Origin of the sequence: Shewanella sp. cp20 (genome assembly GCF_000832025.1) — a bacterium.
Taxonomy (GTDB): Bacteria; Pseudomonadota; Gammaproteobacteria; order Enterobacterales; family Shewanellaceae; genus Shewanella.
In genome coordinates this window covers 224,324-237,542 of the sequence record NZ_JPII01000048.1, presented here as the reverse complement: position 1 = coordinate 237,542, position 13,219 = coordinate 224,324, and the positions used below count along the sequence as shown (strand labels likewise).

At 52.0% G+C, this 13,219-nt stretch carries 12 protein-coding genes and 1 pseudogene; 6 read left to right on the top strand and 7 right to left on the bottom strand.

Translation table 11 applies throughout. From position 1 onward, the window contains the following. Positions 1–34 precede the first annotated feature (34 nt). Together DB48_RS16960 and sodB are read right to left on the bottom strand one after the other, a co-directional pair. Positions 35–1,969, bottom strand: a complete 1,935-nt coding sequence (locus DB48_RS16960; RefSeq protein ID WP_041511368.1) for a PrkA family serine protein kinase — start codon at positions 1,967–1,969, stop codon at positions 35–37. Positions 1,970–2,345: 376 nt separating this feature from the next. Further along, positions 2,346–2,930 (bottom strand): superoxide dismutase [Fe], encoded by a 585-nt coding sequence (gene sodB, locus DB48_RS16955; RefSeq protein WP_041511367.1) that lies wholly within the window; start codon positions 2,928–2,930, stop codon positions 2,346–2,348. Between the two features lie 231 nt (positions 2,931–3,161). On the opposite strand from sodB, the gene DB48_RS16950 reads away from it, so the two are divergent. Next, positions 3,162–3,512 carry a Grx4 family monothiol glutaredoxin gene (locus DB48_RS16950; protein ID WP_011865633.1) on the top strand — a complete coding sequence of 117 codons (351 nt, stop codon included), beginning with the start codon at positions 3,162–3,164 and terminating at the stop codon, positions 3,510–3,512. Positions 3,513–3,629: 117 nt separating this feature from the next. Here DB48_RS16950 and DB48_RS16945 read toward each other — a convergent pair whose 3' ends face one another. Further along, positions 3,630–4,865, bottom strand: a complete 1,236-nt coding sequence (locus tag DB48_RS16945) for a uracil-xanthine permease family protein (RefSeq protein WP_041511366.1) — start codon at positions 4,863–4,865, stop codon at positions 3,630–3,632. 197 nt (positions 4,866–5,062) lie between these two features. Here DB48_RS16945 and DB48_RS16940 point away from each other — a divergent pair, with 197 nt between their 5' ends. Both DB48_RS16940 and hda read left to right on the top strand, forming a co-directional pair. Then, positions 5,063–6,211 carry a DUF2066 domain-containing protein gene (locus DB48_RS16940; protein ID WP_052813842.1) on the top strand — a complete coding sequence of 383 codons (1,149 nt, stop codon included), beginning with the start codon at positions 5,063–5,065 and terminating at the stop codon, positions 6,209–6,211. A gap of 90 nt (positions 6,212–6,301) precedes the next feature. Next, the gene (gene hda / locus DB48_RS16935; RefSeq protein WP_041511365.1) at positions 6,302–7,012 is read left to right on the top strand and encodes a DnaA inactivator Hda; all 711 of its coding nucleotides are present in this window, start codon (positions 6,302–6,304) and stop codon (positions 7,010–7,012) included. A 305-nt stretch (positions 7,013–7,317) separates the two neighbouring features. Here hda and DB48_RS16930 read toward each other — a convergent pair whose 3' ends face one another. From DB48_RS16930 to DB48_RS16920, 3 genes and pseudogenes are all read right to left on the bottom strand, one after another. Next, positions 7,318–7,689: a DUF2069 domain-containing protein gene (locus tag DB48_RS16930; protein ID WP_041511364.1), complete on the bottom strand. Its 372-nt coding sequence runs from the start codon at positions 7,687–7,689 to the stop codon at positions 7,318–7,320. 14 nt (positions 7,690–7,703) lie between these two features. Beyond that, a complete protein-coding gene (gene arsC / locus DB48_RS16925; RefSeq protein WP_041511363.1) occupies positions 7,704–8,051 on the bottom strand; it encodes an arsenate reductase (glutaredoxin) in 348 nt (115 codons plus the stop codon). A gap of 108 nt (positions 8,052–8,159) precedes the next feature. Next, positions 8,160–9,568, bottom strand: a pseudogene (locus DB48_RS16920) (M48 family metalloprotease). A gap of 217 nt (positions 9,569–9,785) precedes the next feature. Here DB48_RS16920 and DB48_RS16915 point away from each other — a divergent pair. Further along, positions 9,786–10,007, top strand: coding sequence for a sulfurtransferase TusA family protein (locus tag DB48_RS16915; protein WP_041511362.1), 222 nt, complete (start codon positions 9,786–9,788; stop codon positions 10,005–10,007). 251 nt (positions 10,008–10,258) lie between these two features. Continuing rightward, a complete protein-coding gene (locus DB48_RS16910; RefSeq protein WP_052813841.1) occupies positions 10,259–11,389 on the top strand; it encodes an AI-2E family transporter in 1,131 nt (376 codons plus the stop codon). An 87-nt stretch (positions 11,390–11,476) separates the two neighbouring features. On the opposite strand, the gene DB48_RS16905 is transcribed toward DB48_RS16910, so the two are convergent. Beyond that, positions 11,477–12,364 (bottom strand): LysR family transcriptional regulator ArgP, encoded by an 888-nt coding sequence (locus DB48_RS16905; protein WP_041511361.1) that lies wholly within the window; start codon positions 12,362–12,364, stop codon positions 11,477–11,479. A 126-nt stretch (positions 12,365–12,490) separates the two neighbouring features. On the opposite strand from DB48_RS16905, the gene DB48_RS16900 reads away from it, so the two are divergent. Then, a complete protein-coding gene (locus DB48_RS16900; protein ID WP_041511360.1) occupies positions 12,491–13,114 on the top strand; it encodes a LysE/ArgO family amino acid transporter in 624 nt (207 codons plus the stop codon). Positions 13,115–13,219: the final 105 nt, after the last annotated feature.

Genomic DNA, 13,219 nt, shown 5'->3' with positions numbered 1-13,219 from the left:
ACTAGCGGGGAGCAAGCTCCCCGTGTACGGGTGATCAAGATGATTTACGAACCCGTAAATACCACTCAGACAGGAGTCTGACCTGTTTCTTGGTGTAGCCTTTCTCCATCATGCGATTAACAAAGTCGTCGTGCTTACGCTGATCGTCTGTAGAGGTCTTGGTGTTGAAGGAGATGACCGGCAGAAGATCTTCCGTGTTGGAGAACATCTTCTTCTCGATCACAGTGCGTAGCTTCTCATAGCTGGTCCATAGTGGATTTGAGCCCTCGTTGTTGGCCCTGGCACGCAGCACGAAGTTAACTATCTCGTTGCGGAAGTCTTTCGGGTTACTGATCCCCGCTGGCTTCTCTATCTTCTCAAGCTCGGCATTGAGGGCGGCGCGATCGAACAGCTGGCCTGTCTCTGGATCCCGATACTCCTGATCCTGGATCCAGAAGTCGGCATAGGTGACATAACGGTCGAAGATGTTCTGGCCATATTCCGAATAGGATTCCAGATAGGCGGTCTGGATCTCTTTACCGATAAACTCGATATATTTAGGGGTGAGGTAACCTTTTAAAAACTCCATGTAACGCTCAGCCGTTTCGGCAGGGAACTGTTCCTGTTCGATCTGGCGTTCTAGCACATAGAAGAGGTGCACAGGATTGGCGGCAATCTCGCTATGGTCGAAGTTAAACACCTTTGAGAGGATCTTAAAGGCGAAACGGGTCGATAGCCCCTGCATCCCCTCATCGACCCCGGCATAGTCGCGATATTCTTGATAAGACTTGGCCTTAGGATCGGTATCTTTGAGACTCTCACCATCATAGACTCGCATCTTAGAGTAGATAGAAGAGTTTTCCGGCGCCTTGATACGCGACAGTACGCTAAACTGCGCCAGCGTCTCCAGGGTATAGGGCGCACATGGTGCCTGAGCCAACTCTGAGTTGGTCAGTAGTTTCTCGTAGATCTGTATCTCTTCTGACACCCGCAGGCAATAGGGCACTTTGACTATGTAGACCCTATCCAGGAAGGCTTCGTTAGTCTTGTTGTTTCTAAAGCTGGTCCATTCCGATTCATTAGAGTGAGCCAAGATGATGCCGTTGAAGGGCAGGGCCGACAGGCCTTCTGTACCGTTGTAGTTGCCTTCCTGGGTGGCGGTCAGCAAGGGGTGCAGCACCTTAATCGGCGCCTTAAACATCTCGACGAACTCCATCAAACCCTGGTTAGCTCGGCACAGGGCGCCCGAGTAGGAGTAGGCATCGGCGTCATGCTGGGCGTAATGTTCGAGCTGACGTATGTCGACCTTACCCACCAGAGAGGAGATATCCTGGTTGTTCTCATCGCCGGGCTCTGTCTTGGCGATCCCCACCTGATCTAGGATGGCGGGGAAGACTTTAACCACCTTGAATTGGGAGATATCGCCGCCAAACTCATGCAGGCGTTTTACCGCCCAGGGCGACATGATGGTCTTTAGGTAGCGCTCTGGGATATTGTACTCGCGCTTAAGCAGCTCTCCATCTTCCTCTGGATTAAACAGGCAGAAGGGATGGTCGTTGACCGGGCTGCGTTCCCCCTTGGCGCTCAAGACATAGATGGGAACGTGTTGCATCAGCGACTTGAGCTTCTCGGCCAGGGATGACTTACCACCGCCCACAGGGCCGAGCAGGTAAAGGATCTGTTTAGATTCTTCCAGCCCCTGTGCCGAGTGCTTGAGGTAGGCGACGATCTGCTCGATAGCGTCTTCCATACCATAGAAATCTTTAAAGGCGGGATAGCGAGAGATAAGTCTGTTGGAGAAGATGCGGCTGAGCACAGGATCTTTAGAGGTGTCTATGACCTCTGGCTTGCCGATGGCGGTCAGCAAACGCTCGGCCGCCGATGCGTAGGCGATCCTGTCTTCTTTACAGATAGCCAGGAACTCTTGTAACGAATATTCTTCGTCTAGTTTTTTTTCATAGCGCTGTTGATAATGCTCGAAAATGCCCATGTTCCACCCCCTGAAAAGCCAACGATATGTCTTAAGGGACAACTGAAAATCAGTGACCTACTACTAATAATAGTCTGTAAACGAGATCTGCGTATCAAAAAAGACAATAAAAACAATGACAAACATTTGCAAATGCAATAGTTGCAACTGTAGCGGATGATTGGTGCGGGTTTGTGTGTAACCTTTTTAGGGGGCTCGCTCTTCCTCGGATACAAAGCAAACTTAGGTATCTAAAATGCGTATTGGATAGCGGAAGTTCTGAGTCGTTGGCGGGTTTTATCTCACCGTCAACATGGCCGTATTTGCAAAGATGTACTGTTTCTTAGGCAATAAAAAAAGGAGCCGAGAGGCTCCTTTTACACTGGGTCGAATCAGATTAAGCAGCGAAGTTGCTGTTAACGAATTCCCAGTTAACCAGGTTCCAGAACGCTGCCATGTAGTCAGGACGAACGTTACGGTAATCGATGTAGTAAGCGTGCTCCCAAACATCAACAGTCAGAAGGGGGGTAACACCTTCTTCAGTCAGTGGCGTTGCAGCGTTGCTAGAGTTTACGATGGCCAGGCTACCGTCAGCCTTCTTCACTAACCAAGTCCAGGCGCTACCGAAGTTGTTAACGGCTGCATCGGTGAACTGTGCCTTGAATGCATCGAAAGAACCGAAGGCTGCGTCGATTGCTGCGGCGATGTCGCCAGTAGCTGCGCCGCCAGCGTTAGGCGCTAGACAGTTCCAGTAGAAAGTGTGGTTCCAGATTTGAGCTGCGTTGTTGAAGATGCCGCCAGTAGAAGTCTTAACGATCTCTTCTAGGCTTTTCTCGGCAAGTTCAGTACCTTCAACAAGACCATTTAGTTTCACTACATAGGTGTTGTGATGCTTACCATAGTGGTACTCGATGGTTTCCTGGGAAATATGGGGCTCGAGTGCGTTCTTCGCATAAGGCAGTGCTGGTAATTCAAAAGCCATGTTTTTTCTCCATTGACATTCAATTGTCTTTTTAGGTTTGCTCACAGATGCACATTCTACCTGATAAAGTTGTGATGTGAATCATTGTTTGTTTGATTTTTTCGATTAATTCAATCGGTATCCTAACTCGGTGAATAACCCTGAAAAAAGTAGGTTTTCGTTATCTGTGAACCTAGCGTACAATAGACTAAATTTGTTGACGTAGCTTTGCTGCAAAATTTAGGAAAGAAGATGGACACAAACGAAACTGTAGAAAAAATCAAACAGCAAATCGCTGAAAATCCTATCATCGTATATATGAAAGGGTCTCCTAAGCTACCTAGCTGTGGATTTTCTTCGCAAGTGGCGCAGATCATGATTAACTGCGGTGCTCAATTTGCCTATGTTGATATTTTGCAGCATCCCGATATCCGTGCCGAGCTGCCTAAATACGCGAACTGGCCCACTTTCCCACAGCTTTGGGTTGAAGGCGAACTGATCGGCGGTTGCGATATCCTGACCGAAATGTACCAGAAGGGTGAGCTACAAACCCTGATCGCCGATACGGCGGCAAAATATGCAGATCAAGAGGGTGAGGCTTAATCACAGCTGAGGCGTAGTCACAGCTAAGGCCTAGCCATAGTGATTTTGACTTCAGTCAGATTGATATGTAAAAAAGCCCTTCATATGAAGGGCTTTTTTGTGGCTGTTTAGAAATCCTTAGGCGACTTCCTGTTCCTGATTGGCGTGCACCTCAGGCAGCAAGAGGTTCATGGTGATGGCCACTATGCCACATAGGCTTATACCTGTGAGGCTGAAAGAGCCGATACCAAATGCCATACCGCCGATACCAAAGACCAGGGTGACACCCACGATGCAGAGGTTTCTTGGCTCGCTGAGATCGACGTGATTCTTAATCAGCGAGTTAAGGCCGACAGCGGCGATCGAACCGAACAGCAGACACATGATGCCGCCCATCACAGGTACGGGAATGGTCTGCATGAGGGCGCCGAGCTTGCCGATAAAGGCCAGCAAGATGGCGGTGATGGCGGTCCAGGTCATGATGGCTGGATTAAAGGCCTTGGTCAGGGTCACGGCGCCAGTCACCTCAGAGTAGGTGGTGTTTGGCGGTCCACCGAGTGCCGATGCGGCAATGGTGGCGATGCCGTCACCGCTCAGGGTGCGGTGCAGGCCGGGCTTCTTCATATAGTCTTTGCCGGTGACGTTAGAGATCGCCAGGATATCGCCGATATGTTCGACGGCCGGGGCGATGGCTACGGGTATCATGAAGGCGATGGCATGCCAGTTAAACTCAGGGGCCACAAAGTTAGGCATGGCCAGCCAGCTTGCCTGGGCAACCGGGGAAAAATCCACCACACCGAAGAAGAGGCTGAGGCCATAACCGACTATGATGCCCGCCAAAATCGGCATCAGTTTGACGATGCCCTTGGCAAAGATCGCCACTGTGATAGTGGTCAGCAGCGAGGCGAGGGAGATTAGCAGCGCATGTTCGGCGTCGACCAACACCAGGGCGCCATCACCACTCTTGCCCAGGGCCATGTTCACGGCGACTGGCGCCAGACCAAGACCAATTACTATGATCACCGGGCCGACGACAACCGGCGGCAGCAGGCGCTTGATGAAGGCATCGCCTCTAAATTTAACTAAGGTCGCCAGTATCAGATACACGCATCCAGCCGCCATCAGGCCACCCATAGTCGCGGGAATACCCCAGGTCTGAACACCGTAGAGGATGGGAGCGATGAAGGCGAAGGAGGAGGCGAGAAAGATGGGGACTTGGCGTTTGGTCACGAGCTGAAAGAGCAAGGTGCCTATGCCGGCGGTAAAGAGGGCGACGTTGGTATCGAGCCCGGTTAACAGCGGCATCAATACTAAGGCGCCAAAGGCGACAAATAGCATCTGCGCGCCCTGTAGGGGGATTGCTAAACGTTTCATTGTTATTCTCTTTTTATGGCTAAACCGCACAATGTTAACGTCTTGCTAGCATATTTGCACTTATCTTGATCACATTCTCCGGCCTGCCTCGTTAATGGCGGGCAAAAAAGCGAATTTGCCGCTATTTGCAGACAGGCATGGTCAAGGCTTATGTGTTACACTGCCGCCATTGTATTCGTGAATAGATATAGATACGGATGTTTAAGAGTTTTTTATCTGTGATGCTTGCCGGTACGCTTTGCGCCGCGAGCCTTAATGTAGCGGCCGTCGAGGTGACCGAGCTGGATAGAAGTGCGATTAAGATCGCCGACCGTAGCCAGCAGGTGAAGAATCAGGCGCTGCGCCAGGCGATGGAAGAGGTGGTGTTGAAAAATACCGGCGATCGCATGGCCCTTAGCGAACCCCTGGTGGCTCAGGCGATTGCTCAGCCTACCGCCTATATTCGCCAGTTCGGATATCAGGAGCAGGATGGCGAGCAGTATCTGCAGGCCTCGTTCGACCATAGCAAGATCATCAGTCTGTTGCGTGAGGCTAAGTTACCCGTGTGGGGCAAGCAACGACCACTAACACTCTTGTGGTTGGCCCAGGAAAATGAAGGTAAGCGTGAGCTACTCAATGACGCCTCAATGTTGGAGAGCCGTAGCCAGATTGCCAACCTCTCTCAGACTCGTGGCGTTCCTATGTTGTTGCCTATGATGGATCTGGATGATGCCATGGCCATCAGTGTCACCGATGTGCGCGGCATGTTTGCCGATACCGTGGCTAAGGCCAGTCAGCGTTATGGTAGTGACTATTTTGCCATGGTATCACTGGACACTTTGCCCGACGAACTGGTGAATATTCAGCTCGCCCTCTATCCAACAAGCAGCGATCAGCCATTATTTAATCCTTTGATCACGCTGTCGACTCAGGTGAAGGGGATGGATGTGGCAGTCTCGGAGATCTTTGGGGCGATCAGTCAATACTATGTGGCGCGTTATGCCATCGCCGATAGCGGTGAGGCCAACAGTACCCGGCTCACCTTTGTTGAGATCACTGACCGTCAGCAGCTGCTGGATATCGAGAAGTACCTGCATCAACTCAGCGCGGTTAAGTCAGTATCGCTGACCAAGGTTCAGGGGATAAGCGCCGAGTTTTCTTTGGAGCTCTTCGGCAGCGAGGAAGATCTATATCGTTTGATCAGCCTGGAGCCCAAGATCCGCAGTATGGAGCCCGCAAACGGTTCGGCTCTGTTAGATAATCCCAATTTGTTAAACAGCCAGTCTGAATTGGGCGGCGATGAGATGGTGGATCCGTTATCATCGTCACAGACTCCGCGCCATGAGTATATTTGGCAAGGACGTTAAGGTAAGCTGGGCGCCTAATGGTAATAGGCTGAGTGCTAAATTAGGTCGCCCAGGCAATACACACTTAAGATAAGATCGAGATCCCTATACGTGTCACCCCATTCTCCGGTACAACTTTCTTTACCCGTCTATCTGCCCGACGATGAGACCTTCAACAGTTATTATCCCGCGGCAGGCAATGACGAGCTGATCCAGAGCTTACAGGCATGTGCCGAAGGGCGAGCCGACAAGGCGGTATATCTGTGGGGGCCGGTCAAGGCCGGGCGTACCCATCTGATGCACGCCACCTGTGCCAGAGCCAATGAGCTCAACCGCAGCAGCTTCTATCTGCCACTGGGTATTCATGCCAGTATCTCTACCGAGCTGTTAGAGGGGCTGGAACAGTTGGATCTCGTCTGTATCGATGATATCGATGCCATAGCCGGACATCCCCTGTGGGAAGAGGCGCTATTCGATCTCTATAATCGGGTGGCTGAGCACAAGCGCTGCGCCCTGGTGGTGAGTGCCAGTGCAACGGCCAGCGATGCGGGATTTGCCTTGCCGGATCTGGTGTCTCGCATGCAATGGGGGCTGACCTATCAGCTGCAGCCTATGGCCGATGAGGAGAAGCTGGCCGCGCTGCAACGCCGTGCGGCGATGCGTGGATTGCAGTTACCGGAAGACGTGGGCCGTTTCCTGCTCAATCGATTGGCGCGGGATCTGCGAACCCTATTCGATGTGCTCGACCGCTTGGATAAGGCTTCTCTGGTGCATCAGCGTAAGTTAACCATTCCCTTCGTGAAAGAGATGCTGCGCTTGTAGCGTTTATCTGGTGAGCACCATTCGTTACGCTTGATACCAACCACAGTAAACATGTGATCAGAAATAGCGCAGGAAAAACGCTTGAGAACAAAGCAGGATTTTTAGATAAGTAGTTATTCTACAATTAAAAATACTAATACAGTTATCGAGCGTTTTAACAAGCTAGAATGATCAATTATTTATTACGATTGGTATAAGATACGAGTACAAAAAAGGCACCAAGAGGTGCCTTTTATGTTCTAGTGCTAGCAATGCGGCGCTAGCAATTCAGTGCTATCACTTCAGCACTATCTATTCTGTGCAGTCTATTTCTTGCGCTTCTTCAGTCCAAGCCCCAATTCTCGGCCACGGATACGGGCGTAGAAGGGCAGCGTGATCATCAGGAGGGTCAGCAGCGCTACCTCACAGATGGCGAATGCCAATGCCGTCTCGGTGACATAGAGCAAGGTCAGTCCATGCAACATGTAGAGGCAGATGATGAAGCTCGCCCAGGCGTAGGTGTAGGGTTGGCCGGTCAAGATCCCCTTAAGTGGTGCCAGCAGGGGCAAGATCCACAGCAGGCTGAAGATCATTGAGTATTGGCCGGTCAATCCTTGATTGCCGAACCAGGCGGTCATCATCAGGAGCAGTGCCACATAGGCCGCGCGGCTAATTTGAAACAGTGTCTTTGAGCTCATATGAACTTTCAGCCTTACAGAATGGCCAGTACATTTTCTGGGGGTCTACCGATCGCCGCCTTACCGTTAGCCAGTACGATAGGACGCTCGATAAGCTTAGGGGTGTCGACCATGGCCTGGATAAGCGCCTCATCATCGGTGACTGCGGCCAGGTTTTGCGCCTTGTATTCCTCTTCCTTGGAGCGCATCAGCTCACGTGGCGCCAGGCCGAGTTTATCTAGGATGCTGCGGATCTCTACCTTAGTCAGCGGCGTCTTGAGGTACTCGATCACTTGGATGTCGCAGGCTTTCTCTTCAAGCAACGCCAGGGTCTGGCGGCTCTTAGAGCAACGAGAGTTATGAATTATGCTTACTTGCGTCATGGCAGTTCTATCCATATCTAGAAATTTGCCGTCATTCTACTGCAAAAGGTGAGCCGAGTCACAGGGCCTTGGCTCACCTTTATTGGTTTAAAGCAGTTTATGATTGCTTTAGAGCAGTTCGAGTTGCTTCTTAGATTGCTTGAACTGGCGGATCCTGGCCTCAATTTTTGCCAGCTGCGCGGATTTTTCTCCGACAAACGGTAGGCAAAGTTGAGCTGATCGATGGCGCCATCATAGTCGGCGGCCAGCGCCATGGTCTCTGCCTTGGCAAAATGCTCCATGGCACGGTTGCCGGTCTGCTTATAGGCGTCGCTCAGCAGCTGCAGTGGCAGCTGATTCTGCTTATCCAGGAAGATCATATCTTCCAGCAGGGGAATGGCCTGCTTCGCCTGACCGCTCTCGATCAGCGCATTGGCCAGGTTGATATTGATCACCTGAGAGGTGGGCTTTAGCTTACGCTCTCGTGTGAGTAGATCGATCGCCTGTTGGTGCTCATGCCTTTCAAGCAAGAGATCTGTCTTAGTATCAATATAAAACAGATTGTTGGGATCCTTAGCGAGTAGCTGGTCTACGATGACCTCAGATTCCTTGGCCTTGTCTGCACGTAGCAGGGCAAGTGCCTTACCGTACAGGGCCGCCTCCTCAAACTCGTAGCTGTGCTTCCTGATCTGGTCGTTAAACAGGGCGAGCGCCGCCTCTTCGCTGTAACTGGAGAAGCGTACCTGAATACGCGCCTTGGCCAGCTGAAAATCCAGGTTATCGGGCACATATCTGTGAGGATATTGCGCCGCGCGGTTTCTGGCCTCGGCGATACGTGATTCTGGCAGCGGGTGGGTCAGCAACATCTGTGGTGGCTTGGTGGTAAAGCGGTAGCGAGTGGCCAGCTTGGAAAAGAAGTCTGCCGCGCCGTTAGGATCGAATCCCGCGTCCACCAGGATCTGCATGCCGATACGGTCCGCCTCCTTCTCGTGTAGGCGGGTGTAGTTGATCTGTGCCTGAGTCGCCAGTGCCTGAGTGGTCGCCATGGCGGCCATCCCCACCTGAGGTGCGGCAATGGTGAGCAAAATTGCGCCGAGCAGGCCCGCGATAGTTGCGGGAGAACTCTTCTGCTGCGCCTCGAGAGAGCGCGCCAGGTGTCTCTGGGTCACGTGGGTGATCTCGTGGCCCAGTACCGAGGCTATCTGGCTCTCGTTATCGGCATTGAGGAACAATCCCGTATGCACGCCCACATGTCCGCCGAAGAAGGCGAAAGCGTTGATCTCATCGTTTCTTAGCAAGAAGAAATAGAAGGGAGTCTTCACGCCAGTCGCATGGGCCACCAGACGGTTACCCAGCTCGGTCAGGTATTGATTGAGTACAGGATCGTTAAGCATGGGCGCCGATGAGCGGATCACCCGCATATAGGCGTCGCCGTAACTGTTTTCCTTCTCCAGGCTAAAGGTGTTCACCGCCGCGGTGCCCAGATCCGGCAGATCATTATTGGCAAATCCTAAGGGGGCGATAGAGAACAGGGCCATCGACAAGGCGCCGGCAACCAGGGATTTTGCTTTGTTAACTTTACTCAAACTTATCCTTAGCGATTATAGATAACTGGGTCTGTTTAGTTGGAACCACAGCAAGCTAATTAGTTCCTTTTGTCTGGCAGATGTGGCTAGCGAGTTGCTGCCATTGTTCGCTTGTGGTTTCACTGGAGACTTAGGATAATAGCCCGAGTTTGCCTTTAGCAAGATCATTATGACTTTTATTGACTTAACCCACTACCGATGTCCACTGGCCTTAGTTAAGCTAAAGATGGCTCTCAAGCAGTTGCCCGGTGGTGAAGTGCTGCGGGTACAGCTTAAAGACAGTGGTTCGCGCCAGGATGTGCCCAGGTTCCTTGAGAAGGCCAACTGGCAATATGTTGAAATACAAAATGATGCAGAGATCTTGGAGCTGTCGATAACGCGAGGCGATTAGTTTTTACCTGAGTAAGGTACCTTAGTGAGGGTTAGGTATCGGGCGTTAGCATAGATAAAGAAAAGAGCCACAGGCTCCGATTAATTATTTTTCATGATGCTCGATATTGCAGAGCCTATATTACAAGGCCTATGTGACAAACCTTATGTTGCAAGCCTTGCGTTGTAAATCCAATCTTGCATGCTTAAGGTGGCCCAGTGGGCACCTGTTTACAGGGCGGTAGATCTTGGTTTCTAAATTAGGAAGAGTAGATGTTTTCATTCATTACCAATTGGTATAAAGAGAGATTTAGTGATCCCCAAGCGGTGACCCTGATGCTGATTTTGCTGGGGATCGCCCTGACCATCTATTTTGCAGGCGGACTATTGGCCCCCTTGCTGGTCGCCCTGGTGCTGGCATTTCTGCTCGAATGGCCGGTCGCCCAGATGGTCAAGATAGGCATCAATCGCACCACAGGCGCCTCTCTGGTCCTCGTGCTATTTGTAGGGGTGATGTTGCTGATCACCTTTGGCCTAGTGCCCAGCATCTGGCGCCAGGGGGTAGCCCTAGTGACGGATCTGCCGACCATGTTGGATAAGGGGTTAATCACCCTCAAAGGGTTAGTGGATCAGTATCCGCAATTCTTAAGTGTGGAGCAGCTCGATGCCTCTGTCGGCGAGCTTAAGAAGTTGCTGGATACCCAGCACATACTGGATCTGGGTAAACAGTTGATCGGTTACTCTGCCTCGCTGTTGGTACTCATGGTCTACGCCATCTTGGTGCCCCTGTTGGTGTTCTTCTTCCTCAAGGATAAAGATGAGCTCATTCGGGGCAGTAAGCGTTTCATCCCCGCTAACCGTGATCTGGCCCGTAAGGTATGGCTGGAGATGAATCAGCAGATTTTTAACTATATTCGCGGCAAGGTGATTGAGATTGTGATCATCGGCGCCGCCAGTTATATCTTCTTCGCCGTCATGGATCTGCGCTACGCCGCGCTGCTCGGCGTGTTGACCGGCTTCTCCGTGTTGATCCCCTATGTGGGGGCGACGCTGGTGACCCTGCCGATCGCCCTGGTTGCCTTCTTCCAGTGGGGGATCAGCCCGGAATTTGGCTACCTGATGCTGGGATACGGCATCATTCAGGCGCTCGATGGAAACCTGCTGGTGCCCATCCTCTTCTCCGATGCGGTGGATCTGCACCCAGTGTTTATCATCGCGGCCGTCTTGGTTTTCGGTGGACTCTGGGGAGTCTGGGGGGTGTTCTTCGCCATTCCGCTTGCCTCCTTGGTGAAGGCGGTGGTTAACGCCTGGCCTAAGGCGGATAAACCTAAGGCCGATAAACCTGAGGGCGATAAACCTAAGTCCGATAAGCCTGAGGCCGAAACAGAGCAGGGCGCCGTCTAAACTCAATCTAAACCCTAAAGGAGCCAGAAGGCTCCTTTTTTGTCACTGCATCTGGCCGCCAGATTCCGCTATAGCCTGATTGGCCAGCTATCTTAAAGCCTGTTTTGCGGTCGCCGCCAGGGCGCGGTAGACCAGTGTGGTCTGTTTAGCCTTAATGTTCCAGTGCTGCCAGTAGAGGGGCACCTTCATGGTGCAGTCAGGGGCGATGAGCTTAAGCGCGCCGCTTTGCAGCAGCGGCTCGGCCTGTAGATGACCCACCAGGCCATAACCCATGCCGAGTAATATCGCCTCGAGAAAGCTCTCGGAGGAGGGGATCTGATGCTCCCGCCACTGCTCAGGTTCTATGGCAAAATGCTCCCCTAAGAATTTTTCATGCAGCTTATCTTTGGTGGAAAACACCACGGCCGGAGCCTGACGCAGGCGGCTCTGTGTCACGCCGCCTGCAAAGTATTCTTCAATAAAGTCCTGGGTCGCGACGCACAGGTACTCCATCTGCCCGAGATATTCGCTAGAGCAGCCGGCCAATGGCGCCTCTGTGGTCGTCACGCAGCCAACCGCCTCGCCACTCTTGAGCAGGTGGTGGGTGTAAGACTCGTCATCCACAATCAGCTCCAGCAGCCAGCGGTGGCGCTTAAACAGCTCGGCGAGGGCCGGGAGAAACCAGGTGGCTAGACTGTCGGCGTTGACGGCGATCTTCACCACTGTGGGCAGCGAAGGGTCATCGGCGTCTATCTCGGCGCTCAGCTCGCTCTCCAGCAGGCTCACCTGAGCATAGTGTCTGAGCAGGCGTTTGCCCATAGGAGTCGCCTGTACAGGATTACTGCGAATAAGCAGGGTCTGACCGACTCGCTCTTCCAGCGCCTTGATCCGTTGGGACACCGCCGATTGGGTGATAAACAGCGCCTTGGCGGCACGTTCGAAGCCGCCTTCGGCGATCACTACACTCAGGGCTTTCAGGTGGGCGTAATCCAGCATCGAAACATTCCAATCATTATTATAAGTTTGGCTAATGATACATTAAATTTATTAGCTGGGTTTATTTTTAGAAGCTCGCTATGCTTGCGGCCTGAAATTAGTCGTGGTTCTTTTTGGAGTTTTCTCGTGCAAGCATTCATTCAGGGGATTGGGGTCGGTGGCAGCCTAATCATCGCCGTTGGGGCGCAAAATGCCTTCGTATTGAAACAAGGGTTAAAGCGGGCCCATTCATTGCCTATCGCCGCCCTGTGTTCTTTTATCGATGCCGTGATGATCACCGCAGGTGTGGCGGGCCTGGGGCATTTGATTCTGGCCTTTCCCTTAATCAAGGATATCGCCAGCCTGGGGGGGGCGGCCTTCCTGCTGGTCTATGGCGGACGGGCCTTGCAGGCCTCTTTCCATGCACAAGGTCTGGATACCGAGTCGACTCAGGGGGCTGATACGTTAAGGGCCGCACTGTTAACGACCCTGGGGATCAGCCTGCTTAACCCACATCTGTATCTGGATACCGTGGTGTTGCTGGGTAGCATCAGTACTCAGTTTGAGCAGGAGGACAGGCATCTGTTTGGCGCCGGCGCCGTACTGGCCTCTTTTGTGTGGTTCTTTGCCCTTAGCCTAGGGGCAAGGTACCTAAGCCCCTTGTTTAAGCAGCCAAAGGCATGGTGTTACTTAGACAGGTTTATCTTCCTCACCATGTGGAGCATAGCTGCGGCGTTGTTGTGGCCCTATGTTAGTGCCTTCTTTGGTTGATATTTAGCTAGGCGAATACTTCTGAGCTAACTACTTAAATGAGTAAATACTAAAATGAGTTAGTACAGTGACGAGGTTAGCCAGACAGGTTAACTGATAATAAAA